The 20,929-nt window shown below is 65.5% G+C and carries 22 protein-coding genes and 1 tRNA gene; 9 read left to right on the plus strand and 14 right to left on the minus strand.

Translation table 11 applies throughout. From position 1 onward, the window contains the following. Positions 1–3 precede the first annotated feature (3 nt). A complete protein-coding gene (locus VGT77_RS04745; RefSeq protein WP_327460080.1) occupies positions 4–1,467 on the plus strand; it encodes a M81 family metallopeptidase in 1,464 nt (487 codons plus the stop codon). On the opposite strand, the gene VGT77_RS04750 is transcribed toward VGT77_RS04745, so the two are convergent. The 4 genes from VGT77_RS04750 to VGT77_RS04765 form a co-directional block, all read right to left on the minus strand. Continuing rightward, positions 1,404–2,114, minus strand: a complete 711-nt coding sequence (locus VGT77_RS04750) for an HAD hydrolase-like protein (protein WP_327460082.1) — start codon at positions 2,112–2,114, stop codon at positions 1,404–1,406. The genes VGT77_RS04745 and VGT77_RS04750 overlap by 64 nt on opposite strands. Positions 2,115–2,144: 30 nt before the next feature. Continuing rightward, complete coding sequence (locus VGT77_RS04755) at positions 2,145–2,918, minus strand: CPBP family intramembrane glutamic endopeptidase (RefSeq protein ID WP_327460084.1); 774 nt, start codon at positions 2,916–2,918, stop codon at positions 2,145–2,147. Continuing rightward, entirely contained in the window at positions 2,915–3,937 is a 1,023-nt protein-coding gene (locus tag VGT77_RS04760) for an MBL fold metallo-hydrolase (protein ID WP_327460086.1), read from the minus strand. The genes VGT77_RS04755 and VGT77_RS04760 overlap by 4 nt, the downstream gene beginning before the upstream one ends. 107 nt (positions 3,938–4,044) lie before the next feature. Then, on the minus strand, positions 4,045–4,854 hold the full coding sequence (locus tag VGT77_RS04765) for an undecaprenyl-diphosphate phosphatase (protein WP_327460087.1): 810 nt from the start codon (positions 4,852–4,854) through the stop codon (positions 4,045–4,047). Positions 4,855–4,931: 77 nt separating this feature from the next. On the opposite strand from VGT77_RS04765, the gene VGT77_RS04770 reads away from it, so the two are divergent. Beyond that, positions 4,932–5,519, plus strand: a complete 588-nt coding sequence (locus VGT77_RS04770; RefSeq protein ID WP_327460089.1) for a TetR/AcrR family transcriptional regulator — start codon at positions 4,932–4,934, stop codon at positions 5,517–5,519. Between the two features lie 295 nt (positions 5,520–5,814). Here VGT77_RS04770 and VGT77_RS04775 read toward each other — a convergent pair. The 7 genes from VGT77_RS04775 to hrcA all read right to left on the minus strand — a co-directional run bounded on the left by VGT77_RS04775 (position 5,815) and on the right by hrcA (position 12,620). After that, positions 5,815–5,889, minus strand: a tRNA-Thr gene (locus tag VGT77_RS04775). Positions 5,890–6,181: 292 nt separating this feature from the next. Beyond that, the gene (locus VGT77_RS04780; RefSeq protein ID WP_327460091.1) at positions 6,182–7,963 is read right to left on the minus strand and encodes an aminopeptidase P family protein; all 1,782 of its coding nucleotides are present in this window, start codon (positions 7,961–7,963) and stop codon (positions 6,182–6,184) included. Between the two features lie 164 nt (positions 7,964–8,127). Next, on the minus strand, positions 8,128–8,505 hold the full coding sequence (locus VGT77_RS04785) for a hypothetical protein (RefSeq protein WP_327460093.1): 378 nt from the start codon (positions 8,503–8,505) through the stop codon (positions 8,128–8,130). Between the two features lie 188 nt (positions 8,506–8,693). After that, positions 8,694–10,328 (minus strand): CTP synthase, encoded by a 1,635-nt coding sequence (locus tag VGT77_RS04790; RefSeq protein ID WP_327460095.1) that lies wholly within the window; start codon positions 10,326–10,328, stop codon positions 8,694–8,696. A 199-nt stretch (positions 10,329–10,527) separates the two neighbouring features. Continuing rightward, positions 10,528–10,890 carry a preprotein translocase subunit SecG gene (gene secG, locus VGT77_RS04795; protein WP_327460097.1) on the minus strand — a complete coding sequence of 121 codons (363 nt, stop codon included), beginning with the start codon at positions 10,888–10,890 and terminating at the stop codon, positions 10,528–10,530. A 141-nt stretch (positions 10,891–11,031) separates the two neighbouring features. Further along, positions 11,032–11,574, minus strand: a complete 543-nt coding sequence (gene grpE, locus VGT77_RS04800) for a nucleotide exchange factor GrpE (protein ID WP_327460127.1) — start codon at positions 11,572–11,574, stop codon at positions 11,032–11,034. Next, a complete protein-coding gene (gene hrcA / locus VGT77_RS04805; protein WP_327460099.1) occupies positions 11,574–12,620 on the minus strand; it encodes a heat-inducible transcriptional repressor HrcA in 1,047 nt (348 codons plus the stop codon). The genes grpE and hrcA overlap by 1 nt, the downstream gene beginning before the upstream one ends. 130 nt (positions 12,621–12,750) lie before the next feature. Between hrcA and rph the strand changes: the two genes are divergently transcribed. The 3 genes from rph to hemW all read left to right on the plus strand — a co-directional run bounded on the left by rph (position 12,751) and on the right by hemW (position 15,316). Further along, the gene (rph, locus tag VGT77_RS04810) at positions 12,751–13,455 is read left to right on the plus strand and encodes a ribonuclease PH (protein ID WP_327460101.1); all 705 of its coding nucleotides are present in this window, start codon (positions 12,751–12,753) and stop codon (positions 13,453–13,455) included. Beyond that, positions 13,452–14,060 (plus strand): RdgB/HAM1 family non-canonical purine NTP pyrophosphatase, encoded by a 609-nt coding sequence (rdgB, locus tag VGT77_RS04815; protein ID WP_327460103.1) that lies wholly within the window; start codon positions 13,452–13,454, stop codon positions 14,058–14,060. The genes rph and rdgB overlap by 4 nt, the downstream gene beginning before the upstream one ends. Positions 14,061–14,176: 116 nt before the next feature. Then, entirely contained in the window at positions 14,177–15,316 is a 1,140-nt protein-coding gene (gene hemW, locus VGT77_RS04820; RefSeq protein ID WP_327460129.1) for a radical SAM family heme chaperone HemW, read from the plus strand. Positions 15,317–15,428: 112 nt separating this feature from the next. Here the strand turns inward: hemW and VGT77_RS04825 are convergent, their stop codons facing one another. Both VGT77_RS04825 and VGT77_RS04830 read right to left on the minus strand, forming a co-directional pair. Continuing rightward, positions 15,429–15,896 carry a YbjN domain-containing protein gene (locus tag VGT77_RS04825; protein ID WP_327460105.1) on the minus strand — a complete coding sequence of 156 codons (468 nt, stop codon included), beginning with the start codon at positions 15,894–15,896 and terminating at the stop codon, positions 15,429–15,431. Positions 15,897–15,916: 20 nt separating this feature from the next. Next, entirely contained in the window at positions 15,917–17,113 is a 1,197-nt protein-coding gene (locus VGT77_RS04830) for a penicillin-binding protein activator (RefSeq protein ID WP_327460107.1), read from the minus strand. A gap of 14 nt (positions 17,114–17,127) precedes the next feature. Between VGT77_RS04830 and rsmI the strand changes: the two genes are divergently transcribed. The 4 genes from rsmI to VGT77_RS04850 all read left to right on the plus strand — a co-directional run bounded on the left by rsmI (position 17,128) and on the right by VGT77_RS04850 (position 20,051). Then, positions 17,128–17,967, plus strand: coding sequence for a 16S rRNA (cytidine(1402)-2'-O)-methyltransferase (gene rsmI / locus VGT77_RS04835; RefSeq protein ID WP_327460109.1), 840 nt, complete (start codon positions 17,128–17,130; stop codon positions 17,965–17,967). A 25-nt stretch (positions 17,968–17,992) separates the two neighbouring features. Beyond that, positions 17,993–18,355: a YraN family protein gene (locus VGT77_RS04840; RefSeq protein WP_327460111.1), complete on the plus strand. Its 363-nt coding sequence runs from the start codon at positions 17,993–17,995 to the stop codon at positions 18,353–18,355. A gap of 10 nt (positions 18,356–18,365) precedes the next feature. Beyond that, entirely contained in the window at positions 18,366–19,322 is a 957-nt protein-coding gene (gene gshB / locus VGT77_RS04845; RefSeq protein WP_327460113.1) for a glutathione synthase, read from the plus strand. Between the two features lie 129 nt (positions 19,323–19,451). After that, positions 19,452–20,051, plus strand: coding sequence for a DedA family protein (locus VGT77_RS04850; protein WP_327460115.1), 600 nt, complete (start codon positions 19,452–19,454; stop codon positions 20,049–20,051). On the opposite strand, the gene VGT77_RS04855 is transcribed toward VGT77_RS04850, so the two are convergent. Further along, a complete protein-coding gene (locus VGT77_RS04855) occupies positions 20,048–20,899 on the minus strand; it encodes a tyrosine recombinase XerC (RefSeq protein WP_327460131.1) in 852 nt (283 codons plus the stop codon). The genes VGT77_RS04850 and VGT77_RS04855 overlap by 4 nt on opposite strands. Between the last annotated feature and the right edge of the window lie 30 nt (positions 20,900–20,929).

Raw genomic sequence — 20,929 nt, forward strand, 5'->3', positions numbered from 1 at the left:
AATATGAGAATATTCCTGTCCGCCCTTGCCACCGAGACGAACACCTTTGCTCCCTTTCCCACAGGATGGCGTGGCTTTGAGGAATACGGCGTCAAGCGGGGCGCCGATCTCCTGACCGGGGGCGACCCGGTATCCCTTACCCTCTCCCGGTTCGCCGAACTGGCTCGCTCCGACGGCCACGAGGTTGTGGAGGGGATCTCCGCAATGGCTCAACCATCAGGACGGACGGTCCGGTCGGTGTACGAGGAGCTGAGGGACGAAATCGTCGCCCGGGCCCGGGCCGCTGGGCCGGTGCACTTGATCCTTCTCGTACTGCATGGAGCTATGGTCGCTGACGGTTACGACGATTGCGAGGGAGACCTCCTCACGCGGTTGCGAGCGGCTGTGGGGCCCAGCTGTGTCATTGGCGCGCAGCTGGACCCCCACTGCCACCTCACCGAAGCCATGGTCGAGCAGTCCGACGTGCTTATCCCCTTGAAGGAGTATCCACACACGGACTTCCTGCCACGGGCCGACGAACTATACTCGATTTGCACCAAGGCGGCACTGCAGGAGGTCCGGCCTGTGCCAGCAGTGTTCAACTGCAGGATGGTGGGGATCTATCCCACGGCAGAGAGGACGATGTCAGGCTTGCTGGGGCGACTTGACGAGGCCGAGCAGACGCCTGGAATTCTTTCGGCCAGCTTCATTCATGGATTTCCGTGGGCCGACGTCGCCGACGTAGGCTCCAAGGTGCTGGTCTATTCTGATGGACGGAAGGACCTGGCACTAGCATGCAGCGAGTTGCTGGGGCGTGACTTCTACTCAAGACGGCAACTTCTGCTCAAGCAGTATCCGACAATCGAGGAGGCTCTGGACCTGGCGGAGACACTCCCCGGCCCCGTGGTCCTCGCCGACACTGCGGACAACCCTGGCGGCGGAGCTCCGGGCGACGACACCCGGCTCCTTGCCGCCATGATCAGAAGGGGCCTCCCCGGATGCGTCTCCGGCTGTCACTGGGACCCTATCGTTGCCGAGACCTGCGCAGATGCGGGAGTGGGAGCGCGCCTCGCGGTGCGGCTCGGTGGCAAGTGCGGCCCCACTTCGGGTGATCCGATCGATCTGCAAGTCGAGGTCAGGGCGGTGAAGAAGGAGCACAACCAGAGGTGGTTCGACGGGGGTGAGCAGAATCTCGGCCTGTCAGTCTGGCTGCGAGCCGGAGGAGTTGATGTGGTCGCAAGCTCCGTGAGAACCCAGGTCTTCTCGCCAGATGCGTTCACCGGTCTCGGTATCGACCTACGCGCCCGGCACATCATAGCCGTCAAGTCGAGCAACCACTTCTATGCGGCATTCCGGCCACTCGCCTCGTCCGTTATACACGTCGGCACTCCGGGCGCGCTGAACTCCGACCTGGCGTCGCTTCCCTACACCAAGCGAGATGACAGGTTCTTTCCCCGGATTGAAGATCCCCTCCAAGCTGAGGCCTGAGCCTCAGCCGGGCGCAGGACCCGGCCGCAGGATGCGCCTTCCTCTCCGCATACCAGCCGCACGAATGAGGCGATATCGTGCACGAGAAACTCCGGCCGACCGGAGAGGAGTAGTTCGGGCGTGGCATAACCCCACGCCGCCGCCGCCGATGCGATCCCAACCCCATGCGCCGCATCGATGTCCCGGCTCTCGTCGCCCAGCATGATGGCGCGCGACGGGGTGACCCCGCTCCGGCGGAGGACCGCGCGAAGCTTGCGCTGCTTGCCGAACAGTGGTGCGCCACAGGCATATTCGGTAAACTTGCCAGACTGCCCTCGGAGGGCGTGGCGCACGGTGTCCTCCGCGTTCGAGCTGCAGACGCACAGCGACACGCCTGCGTCGTGCAGAGCGGCGATCGCCTCGGGGACACCTGGGAAAAGCCTGATTGAGTCCTTTCCTGCTCGAGCCAGCGAGCGACCGTCGCGGAGGATCAGCGGCAGGCGCCAGGCCGGCACCTCGAGATCGGATATGATCTCGTGATTGGTGCGGCCCCGAAGGGAGCGCATCTCCGCCGTGGAGAGCTCCCGGAAACCGTGCCGCCTGGCTAAGATGTTCAGCGTTCCCGCCATCCATTCCACCGTGTCTGCAAGCGTGCCGTCGAAGTCCATGATTACGAGGTCGAAGCGACGATGGAGCACCTAGGCCACCCCGACGACCGTGGCAGAGAAGAAGACCAGATGAACGGTCATGTGGGCGAGCATGGCTGACTCGAGGCTCCACCTGAGGAAGAGGGTGCCGAAGGTGATGCCCGCGACAACGTTCAGCAGCAGCGTGCGCACTACTAGCGGGACGTCCAGATCCACCGTCGCTGCCAGCGCGGGAAGGTGCCCCAAGGAGAAGAGACCGGACGAGACGACGATAGCGATCCAGATCCCCACTGCGAAAGGCACTCGAACCTTGACGAGTCCGGCGGCGATAATGGACAAAAGGCCCCACCTCACGATGATCTCCTCCGTAATGCCACCGTAGAGCAGGCCCTGTAGAAGCGATGCTCCGGCACCTGCTCTCGCGTCTCGAAGCGCAGCCGCGCTTTCATCGGCTAGCCAACCGAACGCCGCGTCGATCCCAACCAGGATGATCCCCAGGGCTGCGCCAGTTGCCACGGATTGCAGGACTGGAACTCGGGCCGGCTCCAGTTTCCGCAGTCGATCGACGATCCAGGAACGCAGACCCAGCCGCGGCGCGCACACCAAGCCGGCGACGCTCGCGATAATGACCAGGATGAGGGGCTGCAGGACGAGAGCAGCGGCCAGTGAGGTGCGTCCACCCGCAGCTGCTATCTGGATCGGGGGGATCGCGCTCAGCGATTCCTCCAGAGTTAGGAGCAAGGACGCCGCGCCCAGAGTTCCCAGCCCCGTGAGCACGAGCAGCGGCGTGACAAAGTCACGGGATCTCATGCCGGCTTGCTTCATCTTTTCCGCTCCTGGGCGATGGCACTCGCTATAACCGGTTCCCACCAGTAGGCCCTCACCCAGCGCCGGAGCCAAGGATTCGAGCCGGCGAACGCGTCGATTTCAGCGGCTGCGTTGATGCCAGATGCGATCGAACCGCCCGCCACCCCTGCTGAGCGCGCTGCTCGCACTTGATCCGTCACTCGATCGAGCGCAGCCGCGATCCGGGCTAGGTACCGGGAGTCTTTCAGCACTGGGCCGTGGCCAGGTATGAGGTGCCGGAAGCCACTTTCCGCAATGACGCGGAGCAGCGCCGCCCATCTCGTGGGATGCACGTCGAATCCGAACGGAAAGGGAGCAACCACGACGTCACCAGTCACGAGGACCCGCTGATTAGGTAGCCACACCACCGCGTCGCCGTCAGTGTTCGCCGGACCTGGCACCCGCACTTCCACGGGTGCGCGATCATCGTCGATGACCTGGCCATGCTGAAGGGTACGGTGCGGCAGCACCAGCCTAACACCGCACAGGGCGGCGGCGTGGGCCAGTACGTCATTCGCAGTGCGGGTGTAGCCGCTCCTCTCCTCGGGCGAGCTGCCCTCGCGGTGCGCAGCCGCCGCGAAGCGGGCGGCCGTCCTGGCCAGCTGATGCTGCAGTGCCGCCTCCCGCTCGGGATCTGGCTCCCGTGGATACATGGCCATCTCGGGGCCGGCGAGATGCGCCCGCGTCCCGACCGTGGACAGGAGCTCCGCTCCCGGCCATTCCTTCAGCAGGGAGGCCGCACCGAGTACGTGATCGGCATGCCAGTGCGTCAGGATGATTGTCTTGACCGGCTTGTCGCTGACGGTGCGGATCATTCTCGCCACCTCCGTGCCAGCAGCCGCAGAGCCAGCAGCGTCAATCACGACCAGACCGTCAACCTGCTCCACCACAGTGACGTTGCCCAGCGGCTGGACGTGGAAGGGCTCGGCCTGAGAAATGAGGTGGACTCGGGCGGTCACCCGTTCGAGGCGGTAGCGATAGCCAGGGCTCGCCTCCACGTTGGCCCCCGACGCGCCCACACACGCCCCAGCTGCTCCGGGGAGTCCAAGGCAGAACGCCGCAAGGGCGGCGCAAGTCAGGCTCAGAGGCAGCGAGCTCCCCACGATCAACGGGAACCCAGCCAGGCGAGCGCGACCGCGCCAGCTACGATCCGGTAATAGGCGAACGGCGCAAAGCCAAATCGCGACACGATTGCCACGAAGCTCCGCACCACGACGACGGCCGTGAAGAAGGCCGCGGTACATCCGAACAAGATCGTGACGAGCTGGTCCGAATCGAGGAGCTCGCGGGTGCGATAGAGATCGTAGCTGGTAGCCGCCATCATCGTTGGAACAGCCAGAAAGAAGCTGAATTCCGCGGCTGCCTTTCGCTCCACCCCGATACCGAGCGCGCCGAGGATGGAGGCTCCTGACCGGCTTACGCCGGGCACCATGGCCAGGCACTGGAGTATGCCGACCAGGAGCGCTGCACTCGCTGGAATGGCTTCAACAGTCTCGAAGCGGCCCGGACCCCGTCGACGGTCAAGCAGGAGCATGGCGATGCCGCCCAAGATGAGCGCGGGCGCCACGATGATCGGCGACGACAGGGCCGAACGGACGGCATCATAGGCAAGCACTCCGATCACGAGCGCTGGGACGGTCCCGAATAGGATGTTGCGGGTGAAGAGCAGCGCATCCCTGTTCCCGGCAAGCACTCCGGTTCCCACCGCCCAGAAGCGCTCGCGGTAGAGCAGCAGGACGGCGAGAATGGCGCCGAGCTGGACGGAGATCTTGAACGTCTTCGACTCCTCTCCAGCGTAGCCGAGGATTTCACCCGCGAGGATCAGGTGACCAGTGGAGGAAACCGGAAGGAACTCAGTGAACCCCTCAAGGATGCCCATGAGCAGGATGGTTGTGGTTGCAGGTTCGGTGTTCATGACGCTTTCCAACGAGGCGGCTCTACTAGAATATGATTCTAGTCGTGTCCACAGCTCCGTTGACTTAAGCCTCGCGCGTGGACGGAGAGAGACGGCGGAGCGACATACTCGGTGCGGCCCTCGAGTGCTTTCTCGAGAGCGGAATCACTCGGGCCAGCATCTCGGACATACGCGAGAAGTCCGGCGCCAGCGTCGGGAGCATCTACCACTTCTTCCCCTCGAAGGAGGCAATCGCCGCGGCCCTCTACCTCGATGGCCTGCGCGGCTGGACAGGAGCGACACTCCCGGCGACCGTCGATACCTCGCCTCAGGCGACTATCGCCCAGATAGTCTCGCAAGCAATTGAATGGGGAACTCAGAATTCGGACCTGATGCGTTTCATGGACGAGAACCGCTTTCTCCTGCTGAGGCTAGGGGGCCTGGAGGAAGCGACAGCGATACTCGGGGCGGCCAGGGAGGAAGGGGAGCGGCTGCTTGCCCGACTGGTAAAGACAGGAAGAATGCGCGCGCAGAGCTGGGAAGTCGCGCAGCCGATACTGCTTGGCCCGGTGCAGGGGTGGCTCCAGTTGCACCGTCATGGCCAGACCGTTCTGGATAAAGAGGCGGCGCGCACGACCCTCATAGCCGCGGCCACCCGCGCGCTCGTTCTGGAGGATGCGGGGTGAACCAACGGCAGTGGATGCGCACAGCGGGGGATTACTCCGCATGGTTGGGCCAGGGCATCTCCGGCGCTGCCCTGAGCATGCGAACGCGCGCAAACCCCGAGGAGCACAGCTGCCGCAGCAGGACCTTCTGCCCGACCTCCGCTTGGGACCGGCGAAGCGGCGGCAGAGTCGTTCCGGCGCGTGCGGAGCACATTCCAGCGCGCACGCTCGAGCCCAGGAATGGATCTGCCGTGCTTAGCGGGTGCTGAGCACAGCAACTCGAAATGCCCTGAAACGCCCGCAAGCTATTGAAAAATGGTGCTGCCGGTGAGGATTGAACTCACGACCTCAGCCTTACCAAGGATGCGCTCTACCACTGAGCTACGGCAGCACTGCCCGCGGGCGAGGCGGGCACTTGGGCGAGCGGGCGATGCTTGTCAAGGCAAAGGGCGCCGGGCTAGGGCCAAGGCAATGAGCAAGGATGCGGAACGGGAGAAAAGGCTGGCGGAGGCGCTGCGCGCGAACCTGCGCAAGCGCAAGGCGCAAGGGCGGGACTTAGCTCCTTCCCGGAACGGGGAGGGGGACCAGCCGAAGGCTGGTGACGGGGGGCCCGGCCTCCCCGAGCTGTAGCCGACGGGCCCCTCCACCACCGCTTCGCGGCGGCCCCCTCCCGGTGCCGAGGATCAAATCGCCGCACACTCCGCTTCAAGCCACGCCCGCACCTCACCCTCGACCTGCGAGCCGATCTTCTCCAGCACCTGGGCGTGATAGGCGTTGAGCCATTCGCGTTCGGCCTCCGTCAGCATCGACACGTCGATCAGCCGCCGGTCAATGGGCGCGAAGGTGAGCGTCTCGAAGCCGAGCATATGCTGTTCGGCGCCGGGGATGTCTTTCGCGACCACCAGCACCAAATTTTCTATGCGAATGCCGTACTCGCCGCCTTTGTAATAGCCGGGCTCATTCGACAGGATCATGCCTTCCGCCAGCGGTTCATCGCCGCCGCCGAAGGTCGCAATCCGCGCGGGGCCCTCATGCACCGACAAATAGCTGCCGACGCCGTGGCCGGTGCCATGTGCATAGTCGAGCCCCGCTTCCCATAGAGGGCGGCGCGCGAAGGCGTCGATCTGCTGGCCGCGCGTGCCCTTCGGGAAGAGGGCAGTGGCGATTGCGATATGGCCCTTGAGCACGCGCGTGAAGCGGTCGCGCATCTCCGCCGTGGGCTCCCCCACGATCACGGTTCGCGTGATGTCGGTGGTGCCGTCGCGATACTGGCCGCCTGAATCGACCAGGTAGATGCCGTTCATGGTGATCGGCAGGCTCGACTCTTCTGACACTCGATAGTGCGGGATGGCAGCGTTCGGACCCGCCGCGGAGATGGTGTCGAAAGAAAGGTCCTCCAGCACCCCGGTCTGGTCGCGGAAATCGCGCAGCTTCGCGGCCGCGCTCATCTCGGTGAGCTGGCCCTTCGGCGCTTCCATGGACAGCCAGTGCAGGAAGCGCACGATCGCCGCGCCGTCGCGCTCTTGAGCGGCCTGGTGCCCCGCAATCTCGACTGGGTTCTTCTTCGCCTTTGCCAGAACGGCCGGGTCGCGCAGCTGCAGCGTCTGCGCACCGCCCTCCTCCAGCCTCTCGAAGATGGCAGCGACGGCGCGCTCCGGATCGACAGCGACGCGCTTGCCGGAGAAGTTCGCAAGCGCCTTTGAGAACTCGGACCGGTCGTGCAGGCGCACGGCATTGCCGAGATGCTGCGCGACATCCTCGCCAACCTTCTCGGGCTTCACGAACAGGTCGGCAGTGCCGTCGGCGTTCACCAGCGCATAGGCGAGCGCGACCGGCGTGCGCTCGACGTCCTTGCCGCGGACGTTGAACGTCCACGCAATCGAGTCGAGCGCGGAGAGCACAACTGCGTCGGCGCGCTTCGCCGCCAGCCAGTCGGCGATCTCCGCACGCTTCTCGGCCGAGTTCTTGCCGGCATATTGGTCCGGGTGGACGACGAGCTTCGCCCGGCTCGGCTCAGGCTTATCGGGCCAAACGGCGTCGACCGGGTTGGTATCGACCGCGACCAAGGTGGCGCGCTTTTCAGCCAGCGCCTTCGTTGCCGCCTCCACCCAGGCGCGGGTGTGCAGCCAGGGATCATAGCCGATGCGGGCGCCGTTGGCCGCATGCTCGCCCAGCCAGTCGGACACCGAGGTCTCCGGCACCGAGACATAGGCCCAGTGCTTGGGATCAACCTGCTCGCGCACTTGCAGCGTGTAGCGGCCGTCGATGAAGATGGCGGCTTCTTCCGGCAGCACCACGGCCGTGCCGGCGGAGCCTTGAAAACCGGTCAACCAGGCGAGCCGCTGGGCATAGGCGCCGACATATTCGGACATATGCTCATCGGTCAGCGGCACGACGAAACCGTCCAGCCGATCGCGCTTCAGCTGCTCGCGCAGCGCCTGCAGACGCGCTTCATAGGTGGACATAGGGCACTCCTCTCAACTGGTTGGGAGTGCGTCTAACAGCTCCTCCCCGAAACGGGGAGGGGGACCATGCGCAGCATGGTGGAGGGGGGCCAACCGCTTGCACAGCGACTACCCCCCTCCGTCAGGCCTTCGGCCTGCCACCTCCCCGTCCCGGGGAGGATCGTTTAGTAGCTGCTCGAACCCGAGCTGCCGCCAAGTCCGCCGGACTGGCCACCAGCCATTTCGCTCTGCTGGCCGATCTGCTGCGAACCCTGCTGGCCGAAGCCGAACGCTGAGCCCTGGCCGGAACCTTGCTGGCTGCCCTGTCCGCCTTGCGTTTCGCGCATCAGGCAATCGTGCAGCAGCTGCTTGGCCTGCTCGGCGAGCTGGCGCTGCTGGTCACCGGCCTGACGGAAGAACTGGGCCAGATCCTGCTGACCGCCGGCGTCCTGTTCATAGGTCTTGCAATTCTCGACGCCCTGCAGCGCGTGATAGAGGATCGCGGTCAGATTATAGGTGGTGTCGGGCGTGCCGGTCTGGCCGCCGCCGCCTTGGTTCTGCATCTGTCTCTCCGTCGCAAAAGGCGCGAGGCGAACATGCGCTCGCGTCCCGGACTCAACGGAGGGCGGATGGGAGGCGTTCCTGTCGTTACGGGTGTGGGCCCACACCTGTGACCCGTTCGCTTCGAGCGCAGTCGAGAAGCAGTGATCGCCCACCGGTTTCTCGACTTCGCTCGAAACGAACGGGAACTTTAGACGAGCCGGCTCTGCTTTACCGCCGCTTCGACAAAGCTCGCAAAGAGCGGGTGAGGCTCGAAGGGTTTGGACTTGAGTTCGGGGTGGAACTGCACGCCGACGAACCAGGGATGGTCGGGCCGCTCGACGATCTCGGGCAGCGCGCCGTCCGGGCTCATGCCAGTGAAGAGCAGCCCGCCCCTCTCCAGCGCGTCGCGATAATGGACGTTCACTTCATAGCGGTGGCGATGCCGCTCGCTAATTTCGCGGGCGCCGTAGATCGACTCGACGACGCTGTTGCCCTTGAGCGCGGCGGGATAGGCGCCCAACCGCATCGTGCCGCCCAGATCGCCATTGGCCTCGCGCCGCTGCAGTCCTTCTTTCGACATCCACTCGGTGATCAGGCCGACAACCGGTTCATCGGTCGGGCCGAACTCGGTGGTGGAGGCTTGAGCGATGCCGGCGACATTCCGAGCGCCCTCGATACAGGCCATCTGCATACCGAGGCAGATGCCGAAGAATGGCACGTTGCGCTCGCGGGCAAAGCGGACGCTGGAGATCTTGCCCTCGGATCCGCGCTCGCCGAATCCGCCCGGCACGAGGATGCCGTGCATCGGTTCCAGCTGGTTCGTGACCTGATCCTCATGCTCGAACAGTTCGGCGTCGATCCACCTGATGTTGACCTTCACCTTGTTCGCGATACCGCCATGGACGAGCGCTTCGTGGAGCGACTTATAGGCGTCCGGCAGGCCGACATATTTGCCGACCACGCCGATCGTGACTTCGCCTTCCGGATTCTCGAGCCGGTCCATGATCTCGGTCCAGCGAGAGAGGTTCGGACTGGCCGGCGGCGTCTCGATGCTGAAGGCGCGCAGCACTTCGCGGTCCAGGCCCTCGGCATGATATTGGAGAGGCACGCCATAGATGCTCTTCGCGTCGAGTGCGGGGACGACCGCTTCCTTCCGCACGTTGCAGAACAAGGCAATCTTGGCGCGCTCGCCGTCTGGCAGCGGATGCTCGCAACGGCAGACCAGCACGTCCGGCTGGATGCCGAGCGCGGTCAGTTCGCGGACGCTGTGCTGGGTCGGCTTGGTCTTCAGCTCGCCCGCCGCTGCGATGTAAGGAACCAGGGTCACGTGCACGAAGACAGTGCGGTCGCGGCCGAGTTCGTTGCGCAGCTGACGCACCGCCTCGATGAAGGGCAGCGACTCGATGTCGCCGACCGTGCCGCCGATCTCGCACAGCACGAAGTCAAGATCGTCGACATCGGTCTGCGCGAAGGCCTTGATCGCATCGGTCACGTGCGGGATCACCTGCACGGTCGCGCCGAGATAGTCGCCCCGCCGTTCGCGCTGGATCACCGTCTGGTAGATGCGGCCGGACGTGACATTGTCCGACTGGCGGCTCGGCACGCCGGTGAAGCGCTCATAGTGGCCGAGATCGAGATCGGTCTCGGCGCCATCGTCCGTCACATAGACTTCGCCATGCTGATACGGGCTCATCGTGCCCGGATCGACGTTCAGATAGGGATCGAATTTCCGGATGCGTACGCGGTATCCACGCGCCTGGAGGAGGGCAGCCAGAGAGGCCGCCATCAAGCCTTTGCCAAGCGAGGAAACCACGCCGCCGGTGATGAAAATATACCGCGCCATGGGAGGAGTGGCTTAGCCGCGGGACTCGGGACGGGGCAAGGGCGGAAGACCGCAAAGTCAAACAAATCCGCTCGCCCCGAGCCCTTCGACGCCGCTTGTCGGCGGCGCTCAGGATGAACTTCAGCTGATGGCTGAAGTCGAGGGGCGTGGTACCGGCGCCCTTCGACTGCGCTGCGCTACGCTCAAGACGAGCGAGTAGTTACTTGGTCGCAGGAGCCGTCGAGTTGCCGGCCGCCTGCCCCGCTGCGGCTGCCAGCGGATCGACCGGAGCGGTCGTCGGCTGTGCGAGCGGCGCTGTCTGCGCAGGCGTGGCGGCGGTGGCGTCGACCTTGCCGGTGCGGTTGTTGAGCGACGCGATCGTCGCAAGCGCAATGCAGAGCAGCACAAAGATGGTCGCCAGGATCGCCGTAGCCCGCGTCAGGAAATCCGCCGCGCCGCGCGCGGACATCAAGCCGGTCGGGCTGCCGCCGGTGAGACCGCCGCCTTCCGACCGCTGCATCAGTATGACAGTGACAAGCGCCGTCGCGATAATGGCCTGAAGGACGAGGAGGAAGGTGAACATCTTGCGCTTTCTGCTTCGAAGTGGCGGGGCGTTTAGCCGCCTTTCAACGGTTCGTCATCCCGAACTTGTTCCGGGACAAGCGTTCCGCTGGGGGTAGTCGGACGCCTGATCCCGAACCAAGTTCGGGACGACGGCCAGAGACTAAGCCTGAACCTCTTCCGCTGCCCGCGCCACGGCGACCAGCGCGGGGCGAAGCAGGCGGTCCTTGATCATGAAGCCGGCCTGCATCTCTTGCACGATGGTGCCGGGCTCGGCATCGCCGGTCGGCAGTTCGACCATGGCCTGGTGCCGGTTGGGGTCGAGCTTTTCGCCGAGCGCGGAGATGCGGACGATACCGTGCCGCTCGAACACCGAGGCGAGTTCACGCCCGGTCGCCTCCAAGCCCACGACCAGGTTCCTGAACCGATCATCTTCGCGCAAATCGGCCGGGATGGCCTGCAGCGCGCGCTCCAGATTGTCGGAGACCGACAGCATGTCGCGTGCAAAAGAGGTTGCGGCATAGGCGCGGGCGTCCTGCGCGTCCTTTTCCAGCCTCCGACGAACATTCTGCGTTTCGGCCTGTGCATAGAGCACCGCCTGCCGGGCCTCAGCCAGCTCGAACTCCAGCGCTGTCATTCTGTCGTGCTCCGCCACTTCCGGAGCATCCGCAGCCGTTTCCTCGCGAACAGTCTCGTTCTCGCTCATCATCCCATCAGTCTTGTTAATGTTTGTGCCGTGAAATCCACCATGGGGACCACCCGCGCATAGTTCAACCGGGTCGGCCCGATCACGCCGACCACGCCGACCACCCGACCATCGGCGCCGCGGTAGGGAGAGGCGATCACCGAGGATCCCGACAGCGCGAACAGCTTGTTCTCCGAGCCGATGAAGATCTTGGTCGCGGCTCCTTCCGCGGCCGAGTCCAGCAGGCGCGCAATTTCCTGAGCTTCCTCCAACTCCCCCAACAACTGCCGGACGCGTTCCAAGTCGGCAGCCGCAGCGGCATCGATCAGATGAGACTGGCCCCTTACGATCAGCACCGGACGGCGGTCGCCATCCTCCGACCAGATTGCCAATCCGCGCTCGACCAGCTCCCGCGAAGCCGCGTCCAACGCCCGCCGCCCCGCGCCGATCTCCGCCTGCAATCGGGTGCGAGCCTCGCTGAGGGTGAGGCCGGCAAGCTGGTCCGTTACGAAGTTGGCCGCCTCGATCAGCGAACTCGGCGACACACCCGAAGGCAGATCAACCACGCGATTCTCGACGCTGCCATCCTGGCCGACCAGCACAGCCAGCGCCTGCTCGCGCGACAAGGGCACGAAGCCGATCTGCCTGAGCCGCGGCTCGCGCTTGGGTACCATCACTACGCCGGCACATGCGGAGAGATCAGAAAGCGCGGCGCTCGCCGCGGACAGTGCGTTCTCGATCGGGCCGCCGTCGCGCCCGAGCTGCCGTTCGATCATGTGCCGTTCTTCGGCGGAAGGCTCCGCCGCCTGCATGATCGCATCGACGAACAGCCGCAGCCCCTGCTCCGTCGGCATCCGGCCGGCGGAGATATGCGGCGCCGAGAGCAATCCCGCTTCTTCCAGATCCTGCATGACGTTGCGGATCGACGCGGGCGAGAGGTTGAAGCCACCGAACTTGGAAATGGTGCGCGAGCCGACCGGCATGCCGGTGCCGAGATAAGACTCCACCACCACGCGAAACACTTCGCGGGCGCGGTCGGACAGTTCGGTGATCGGCTGGCTGGCCATGGCGAGGGGAGATGTAGGAAATCTCTTCTTCTTCGTCATCCCGAACTTGTTTCGGGATAAGCTGTCCGCCATCGGGGCGCAGACAGGCTTATGCTGAAACAATTTCAGCATGACGAATAAGGAATCGAACATGCGACCTTCAGGCCGCGCGCCCGATCAGATGCGCGTCATCACCATAGAGCCGAACTTCACGCGCCATGCCGAGGGTTCGGTCCTGATCGGCTTCGGCGACACCAAGGTGCTGGTCACCGCCAGCGTCGAAGAGAAAGTGCCGCCCTTCCTGCGCGGCAAGGGCGAAGGCTGGGTGACGGCGGAATATGGCATGCTGCCCCGCGCCACCCACACCCGCGGCAGCCGCGAGGCGGCTAAGGGCAAACAATCCGGCCGCACCCAGGAGATTCAGCGGCTGATCGGCCGTTCGCTGCGCGCCGTCACTGACCTCAGGGCCTTGGGCGAGCGCCAGATCGTGCTCGATTGCGACGTCATCCAGGCAGACGGCGGCACCCGCACCGCGTCCATTTCCGGGGCCTGGGTCGCGCTGCGCATGGCGGTCGACAAGCTCAATCTCTCGGCCGATCCGATCAAGGACCAGGTCGCCGCGATCAGCTGCGGTATCTGGGAAGGGACGCCGGTGCTCGACCTCGATTATCCCGAGGACTCGACCGCGCATGCAGACGCGAACTTCGTGCTGACCGGTCAAGGCCATATCGTCGAAGTGCAGGCGACTGCGGAAGGGGCAACCTACGACGAGGAAGCCTTGCTCCGCCTACTCCGCCTCGCCCGCATCGGCTGCAGCGACATCTTCGAGGCTCAGCGCAAGGCGGTCGGCCGGTGACCCGCAAGCTCGAGCCCGGTCGCGTCGTCGTCGCCAGCCATAATGAAGGCAAGGTGCGCGAGCTGCGCGTGCTGCTCGAGCCCTTCGGTTTGGAGCTGATCTCGGCCAAGGAACTGGACCTGCCCGAGCCGGAGGAAACGGGCACCACTTTCTTCTTCAACGCCGAGCTGAAGGCGATGAGCGCCGCCGACCTGTCCGGGCTCCCCGCCATTGCTGACGACAGCGGCATCTGCGTCGAGGCGCTGAACGGCGATCCGGGCGTGTACACCGCCAACTGGGCAGAGACGCCGGACGGGCGCGACTGGATGCTGGCGATGTCGCGCGTCCAGGAACGGCTGGAAGCGCTTGGCCCCGGTGCGAGCCGCGCGGCCTATTTCGCCTGCGTGCTGTGCGTGGCGTGGCCCGACGGCCATGTGGAAAGCTTCGAAGGCCGGGCAGAGGGCTCTCTGGTCTGGCCGCCCCGCGGCGACCGCGGCTTCGGCTATGACCCGGTCTTCGTGCCGCAGGGCTATGACCAAACGTTCGGCGAGATGGACCCGGAGGAAAAGCACCGCATCAGTCACCGCGCGGCTGCCTTCGCCAAGCTGAAGGCGGCGTTGTTCTGAGCGTTCGACCACAACACAAGGTTCGGCCTGAGCCTGTCGAAGGCCCCCCCTCCCTTTTTCCCGTGTCCAGCAAGGAAGGAAGGGCTTCGACAGGCTCAGCCCGAACCGAGAACGATATCGCGCTCGGAAGCGCCCCTCTCGCCCTCTACATCCACTGGCCGTTCTGCGTTTCCAAATGCCCTTACTGTGACTTCAACTCTCATGTGCGGAGCCAAGTCGACCAGACGCAATGGCGCGACGCCCTACTCGCCGATCTTGCCCATGAAGCGCGGCTGACGCCCAGTCGCCATCTCTCTTCCATCTTCTTTGGTGGCGGCACGCCCTCTTTGATGCCGCCGCAGACAGTCGCTACGCTGATCGAAGCGGCCGAGCGGCACTGGGGCTTCGCACCGAACATCGAGATCACGTTGGAAGCGAACCCCTCATCGGTGGAGGCCGCGCGCTTCGCCGACCTCGCCAGCGCCGGCGTAAACCGGGTCTCGCTGGGCCTGCAGGCGCTGGAGGACGAGGCGCTCGCCTTTCTCGGCCGCGCGCATGATGTGCGCGAGGGGCTTGCGGCCCTCGATACGGCGCAGCGCGTGTTCGACCGCGTCAGCTTCGACCTGATCTATGCGCGCCCGGGCCAGTCGCTCATCGACTGGCAGGCCGAGCTGAGCCGCGCCCTCGCCTTCGGCACCAGCCACTTGTCACTGTACCAGCTAACGATCGAGCCCGGCACCCGCTTTGCCGCGCTGGCGGCCAAGGGGGCGCTGCCGCAGACCGACCCCGACCATGCAGCCGAATTGTTCGAACTCACCCGCGCCATGACTGCCGAGGCGGGGCTTCCCGCCTACGAAGTTTCCAACCATGCCCGCCCCGGCGAGGAAAGCCGGCATAATCTGACCTATTGGCGCTATGGCGATTATCTGGGCGTCGGCCCTGGCGCCCATGGCCGTCGGCTCGGCGCCGCCAGCTTCCGCCGCAAGAAGCCCGAAAACTTCCTCGCCGCAGTGGCGCGGAACGGCCACGGCATCGAGAGCGAAGAGGCGCTCGCGCCCGAGACTCAGGCCACCGAGGCGCTGCTGATGGGTTTGCGCCTTGAGGAAGGCGTCGACGTGACCGAGATCAGCACCCGCACCGGCGTCGCGAAGCTGGTCGATGAAGCGACGGTCGCGAGGCTGTCGGCACTGGGATTAGTCCAAAGTGGAGATCGCCTCCGCGTCACGCCGGCTGGCATGTTGCTCCTCGACCGCATACTCGCGGAAATCATTCCCTAGCTGCACGCACATGCCATCGTCGTTGCGAGCAGAGCGAAGCAATCCAGTTCGCGGCTGGTCTCCACTGGATTGCTTCGTCGCTTCGCTCCTCGCAATGACGAGAAGGCTGGAGCTATTTCACCAGCTTGGCGTCGATCGCGTCCTGGCCCAGTTGGGCGGCGGAGTTGTTGAGGCCATCGACCAAGGCGCGCAGCTGAGGGCGGGTCAGACCGGCCGTCGGCACCTGCACCGAATAGGACAGCTGCTTCTTGTCGTTCAGCCAGAGCTTCAGCAGGTCGAACGATTCATTCTGCTTGTTCACCCAATCGAGCGACGGCGTCACATCGGTGAAGGTGCTGCCGATCATCAACGTCTTGCACGCCTTCTTGTCCGAACAGCCGCCGAGCACGACCCAGTAACGCGAGTCGTTGGACGTGATCACCGTCGAGGGCGCGCCGGACAGGTCCAGCTCTTCGGGCGCAAAGCCCATGTCCCGGAGCGCGGTGTGCAGCGCCGACGGCATATCGGCTCCGATCGGCCGATCCGTCTGCGCATGAAGCGGCGCACCAACCAGAGCCGCCGCTGCCAACCAATTTCTCATTTGCCCCCTTGTTTTTGCGCTCAGTCCTCGAACCGCGCCGGCGGCGGACTGACGACCGTTTGACCGTTCGCTCCCACCTGGCTCACCTCCAGCGCGCGTTCGACCACGCCGTCGCGGCGGAAGCGGAACGGACCGTCGATCCCGGTAAAGCCGTCCCGGTCGACCAGCCGCCCCATCGGAAAGTCGCTGCCCGGCCGCCAATCCTGCGCGATGCGGGACACGAGCAGCACCGCGTCATAGCCCATACTGGAGATGCGATAGGGCGCGGTGCTGAAGCGCGCGCGATATTTGTTGGCGAGCTGCCGGTAGAGCCCGTCCGGCACGCTCGCGAACCAGGCACCGTGGAGCGGCGTCATCGATGCGAGCGCGCTTTCCGTGTTCCACAACTCGGTCCCGAGCACCTTGGCCGTGGGTGCACCCCTGCGGAGCAGGGTCACGGCCTGGGAAGCAGTGCGGGCACCGTCGGCGATCAGCACGGCTTCATAGGGCGAGTTGGCGCCCATCTTTGTGATTGCCGCGGAAATGCCGCCAGGGCTCCGATCGAAGCTCTGCAGCGCCACCACTTGGCCGCCGGCGCTTTCGACCGATCGTAGGAAGGCGTTGGCGGCGCGCTGGCCGTACACGCCCGTCGGAGTGAGCCCGGCGAACTTGGTCATGCCACGCGAACGGGCATAGCGCACGACCCGGTCGATCGACTGGCCGGGCGTATAGCCCATCACGAAGACGCCATCGCCCGCAACGCTGGTGTCGTTGGAAAAGCTGATCACCGGCACATTCGCGCGCTGTGCGACCGGCGCCACCAGCCGCGCGTCTTCGGCAAGCAGCGGCCCCAGGATGATCTTGTTGCCTTCATTGACCGCCCGGCTGGCCGCTCCGCTCGCGCCCGCGCCGGTGTCGTAGGTCGTGATGCGGATGCGCCTGCCGCCGGTGTCGAGCACGGCAAGATTGGCGGCGTTGGCGATAGACTGGCCGACGGCCGCGTTCGGGCCGGACAGCGGCACCAGCAAGGCGATGCGGTGCCGCTCGGCATCGTCCGGCAGCTCGGGGCCGACCGGGCGCGGCGTTTCGACCGGAACGGGTGTGGGAGCAGGCGCGGGCGGGGGGCGGCGGCGCGGCACCATCGTCTGACAGGCCGCCAAGGCGAGCAGGCTGGCGGCAAGCCCCAGCTTCCTCGCCGCGCCTGCCCAAATTTGCGGTGCGGTGGCTGCCTCTGCCATGACCATCCTCTCACATGTCTGAACGCCTTGAACCCGGCCTCTATATTGTCGCGACGCCCATCGGCAACCTCGCCGATTTGAGCCGGCGCGCCGCCGACATATTGACGCGCGCCGACGTGCTCGCCGTCGAGGACAGCCGCGTGACCGCGAAGCTCCTCCACCATATCGGCGCCAGGCGGCCGATGCTTCCCTATCACGACCATAATGCCGATCGTGTGCGGCCCGATCTGATTGCCCGGATGTGCACCGAGTCGGTCGCCTTGGTCTCCGACGCAGGGACGCCGCTCATCTCCGACCCCGGCTATAAGCTCGTGCGCGAGGCGCGCACGGCGGGGATCGCGGTGACGACCATTCCAGGCCCCTGCGCCGCCATCGCCGCGATCACGCTTGCAGGCCTGCCCACCGACCGGTTCCTGTTCGCAGGCTTCCTGCCCAGCAAGGCCAAGGCCCGCGCCGACGAAATCGCGGAACTTGCCAAAGTGCGCGCCACCCTGATCTTCTATGAATCGGGACCTCGGCTCGGAGCAGCGCTCGCCGCCTTGCACAACGGTCTTGGCGAGCGCGAAGCGGCAGTCGCGCGGGAGATCAGCAAGACCTTCGAGGAGACGGTCACCGGGACGCTTGGCGAACTGTCAACGCGCTATGCCGAGACGCCGCCGAAGGGCGAGATCGTCATCGTCGTCGCTCCGCCCGGCGCGCCTGAAGCGGCGAGCGAGGACGATGTCGATGCTGCCTTGAGAGACGCGCTGACTCGCTTGCCACCTGCCAAGGCAGCCGGCGAAGTGGCTAAGGCGACTGGCGCAGATCGACGCGATCTCTACGCCCGCGCAATGGCCCTGAAAAAGGCGCCATGACCTCTCGGCCCGATAGGCGCTGGAGGTGAGCGGAAGCAGGAGGCGAAAGGCAGCCGAGCGCCGTGGCCGCCTTGGCGAAGCGTTCGCCGCCCTATGGCTGAACCTTCAGGGCTGGAGCATCGTCGCGCGGCGGGTCCGCACGCCAGTGGGAGAGATCGATCTGGTCGCGCGCCGTGCACGCACGACCTTGTTCGTCGAAGTGAAGACCCGAGCCACCGGCGCCGAGCTTGACTTGGCCATAGACCGGCACCGCCTGTCCCGCGTCGCAGCGGCGGCGAACATGATGGCGCCGCGCTTCGCCCGCCCCGGCGACGACATCCGCATCGACGTGATCCTGCTTGCGCCCTGGTCCCTGCCCCGCCACATCCGCAACGCCTGGATCGGCTGAGGAGACGAGGATGAGCTTGCGCGTGGCGTTCCAGATGGACCCGATGGAAGGCCTGAACATCGCGGGCGATTCGACCTTTGCCTTGATGCTGAAGGCGCAGGAGCGCGGCCATTTCTGCTACCATTATCAAGCGGAGGACTTGACCTGGGAAAATGGGCGGCTCTCCACCTTTGCCACCCCCATGACTGTCCGGCCGGAGCCGGGCAATCACTTCACCCCCGGCGAGCCGAAGCTGATCGATCTCGGCCGCGACGTGGACGTGGTCTGGATGCGCCAGGACCCGCCCTTCGACCTTGGCTATATCACCGCGACGCACCTGCTCGAGCGCATCCGGCACGAGACCCTGGTGGTTAACGATCCCGAGAGCGTCCGGAACGCGCCGGAAAAGGTCTGGGTGCTGGATTTCGCCCGCTTCATGCCGCCAACCATGGTGACGCGGTCCCTCGGCGCCGCGCGCAAGTTCCTGGAGGAACATGGCGAGATCGTCGTCAAACCGCTGCACGGCAATGGTGGCAAGGCGATCTTCAAGATCGGCCGGGACGGCGCCAACCTTTCCTCGCTGATCGAGGTGTTCAACACCGCCTATCGGGAGCCGCACATGGTGCAGGCCTTCCTTCCCGGAGTCGCGCAGGGCGACAAGCGCATCGTGCTGGTCGATGGTGAGGTCGCCGGAGCCATCAACCGGATTCCCGGCGAGGGCGAAATTCGCTCCAATCTTGCGGTGGGCGGCACCGCCGAAGCTACCCAGCTCACCCCGAGGGAAGAGGAAATCTGCGCCGCGCTGGGTCCCGAGCTGAAGCAGCGCGGGCTGCTGTTCGTCGGCATCGACGTAATCGGCGGCGAATGGCTGACCGAGATCAACGTCACCTCGCCCACCGGCATCGTTGCGATCGACCGCTTCAACGGCACCGACACGGCCGCCCTGATCTGGGACGCCATCGAACGGAAATTGGCGGCACGCGTTTAGACCGGCCGTGACAGATTGCGACCGACCCTACTCGCTCGTCCCGAGCGGAGCGCGGAGCGCGAAGTCGAGGGGCGTAGGCTCGGTGCACGGGCCCCTCGACTTCGCTCGGGACGAGCGGGAACTTGTGTCGTGACCGATTTCATCCTGAAGCTGATCACCGGCGGCGGCTATGCCGGCATCTTCGCGCTGATGGTGCTGGAGAATATCTTCCCGCCCATCCCGTCCGAAGTGATCATGGGGCTGGGCGGCATCGCCGTCGCGCGCGGCGAAATGAGCATCGTGCCGCTGATCGGCTGGGGCACGCTGGGCACCGTGCTGGGGAATTATTTCTGGTACTGGATCGGCTGGAGGGTGGGCTACCAGCGCTTCCGCCCCTTCATCGAGAAGCATGGGCGCTGGCTGACGCTCGACTGGCATGAAGTCGAGCGGCTGCATCGCTTCTTCGTCAGCCATGGCCATTGGGTGATCTTCGCGATGCGCTTCATGCCGGCAGGCCGCACCATCATCTCCCTGCCGGCAGGCATCACCTGCATGCCGCACTGGAAGTTCGTCATCTGGACCTTTGCCGGCAGCGCCATCTGGAACAGCATGCTGGCGGGCGCCGGCCTGTTTCTGGGCTCCAACTTCGAGCAGCTGCAGGATTATGTCGGCCCGTTTGCAGTCGCGACGATCGGCCTGATGATCGCCTGGTATCTGTATCGCGTGGCGACCTGGAGGCCCAAGAATTAAGCTCGAGGGTGAGCGTTGCGATATACGTCCATCAGGTGCGCGGCATCGACCGCCGTGTATATCTGCGTCGAGCTGAGGCTGGCGTGGCCGAGCAGTTCCTGCAGCGACCGCAAGTCGACGCCGCGCCCGAGCAGATGCGTGGCAAAGCTATGCCGCAGCGCATGCGGGGTCGTCCGCTCCGATAGGCCGAGCCGCACGCGCGCACGCCGCACAGCCCGCCTGATCTGGGAGGGTTCGAGCGGCCCTCCACGCGCGCCGCGGAACACCGGCTGGTCCTTCGCGGGCGGATAAGGACAGGCCGCGACATAGGCTTCGATCGCCTCGCGTACCTGCGGCAGCAGCGGCACCACGCGCGTCTTGTTGCGCTTGCCGGTGACGGTGATGGTGGTGCCGAGCGGCAGTGCCGCGCCGGTCAGCCCCATGGCCTCCCCGATGCGCAGGCCGCCGCCGTAAAGCAGCAGCAACACAGCGAGGTCGCGCGCGCCGGTCCAGCCCTCGCGCTCCTCCGCCACGTCTTCAGCAAGTGCAATCGCTTCGGCGGGCGAGACCGGGCGCGGCACGCCCTTCTTCACCTTCGGCCCGCGCAGCCGCGGCGCCTCGGCACCGGCGAAGGCCAGGAAAGTCCGCAAGGCCGACAACTCGCGCGCGGTTGACGCATTGCCGATACCGTCCGCCCGCCGCGAGGCGAGGAAGGCCCGCAGATCCGCAACTCCCAGCGCCTTCAGGTCAGGCTCGCCGCCCTGATGCTCGCGCAGAAAGTCGAGCAGCCGCTCCGCCGTCGCCGCATAGGCGCGGACGGTGTGGATCGACCGCCGCCGGTCCCGCCGGAGGTGATCGGCAAAGGCCACAATAAGCCCCTCCCCTTCAGGGGAGGGGTT

It is taken from the genome of Sphingomonas sp. (assembly GCF_035944535.1).
GTDB lineage: Bacteria > Pseudomonadota > Alphaproteobacteria > Sphingomonadales > Sphingomonadaceae > Sphingomonas_B.

Coding starts and splice junctions, on each gene's coding strand:
- VGT77_RS04785 (WP_327460093.1), bottom strand. CDS start 8,505: ATGCAGAACCAAGGCGGCGGCGGCCAGACCGGCACGCCCGACACCACC.
- VGT77_RS04825 (WP_327460105.1), bottom strand. CDS start 15,896: ATGAGAAATTGGTTGGCAGCGGCGGCTCTGGTTGGTGCGCCGCTTCAT.
- VGT77_RS04755 (WP_327460084.1), bottom strand. CDS start 2,918: ATGAAGCAAGCCGGCATGAGATCCCGTGACTTTGTCACGCCGCTGCTC.
- secG (WP_327460097.1), bottom strand. CDS start 10,890: ATGTTCACCTTCCTCCTCGTCCTTCAGGCCATTATCGCGACGGCGCTT.
- VGT77_RS04790 (WP_327460095.1), bottom strand. CDS start 10,328: ATGGCGCGGTATATTTTCATCACCGGCGGCGTGGTTTCCTCGCTTGGC.
- grpE (WP_327460127.1), bottom strand. CDS start 11,574: ATGAGCGAGAACGAGACTGTTCGCGAGGAAACGGCTGCGGATGCTCCG.
- gshB (WP_327460113.1), top strand. CDS start 18,366: ATGAGCTTGCGCGTGGCGTTCCAGATGGACCCGATGGAAGGCCTGAAC.
- rsmI (WP_327460109.1), top strand. CDS start 17,128: ATGTCTGAACGCCTTGAACCCGGCCTCTATATTGTCGCGACGCCCATC.
- VGT77_RS04750 (WP_327460082.1), bottom strand. CDS start 2,114: ATGGACTTCGACGGCACGCTTGCAGACACGGTGGAATGGATGGCGGGA.
- VGT77_RS04830 (WP_327460107.1), bottom strand. CDS start 17,113: ATGGCAGAGGCAGCCACCGCACCGCAAATTTGGGCAGGCGCGGCGAGG.
- VGT77_RS04765 (WP_327460087.1), bottom strand. CDS start 4,854: ATGAACACCGAACCTGCAACCACAACCATCCTGCTCATGGGCATCCTT.
- hrcA (WP_327460099.1), bottom strand. CDS start 12,620: ATGGCCAGCCAGCCGATCACCGAACTGTCCGACCGCGCCCGCGAAGTG.
- VGT77_RS04780 (WP_327460091.1), bottom strand. CDS start 7,963: ATGTCCACCTATGAAGCGCGTCTGCAGGCGCTGCGCGAGCAGCTGAAG.
- rph (WP_327460101.1), top strand. CDS start 12,751: ATGCGACCTTCAGGCCGCGCGCCCGATCAGATGCGCGTCATCACCATA.
- VGT77_RS04745 (WP_327460080.1), top strand. CDS start 4: ATGAGAATATTCCTGTCCGCCCTTGCCACCGAGACGAACACCTTTGCT.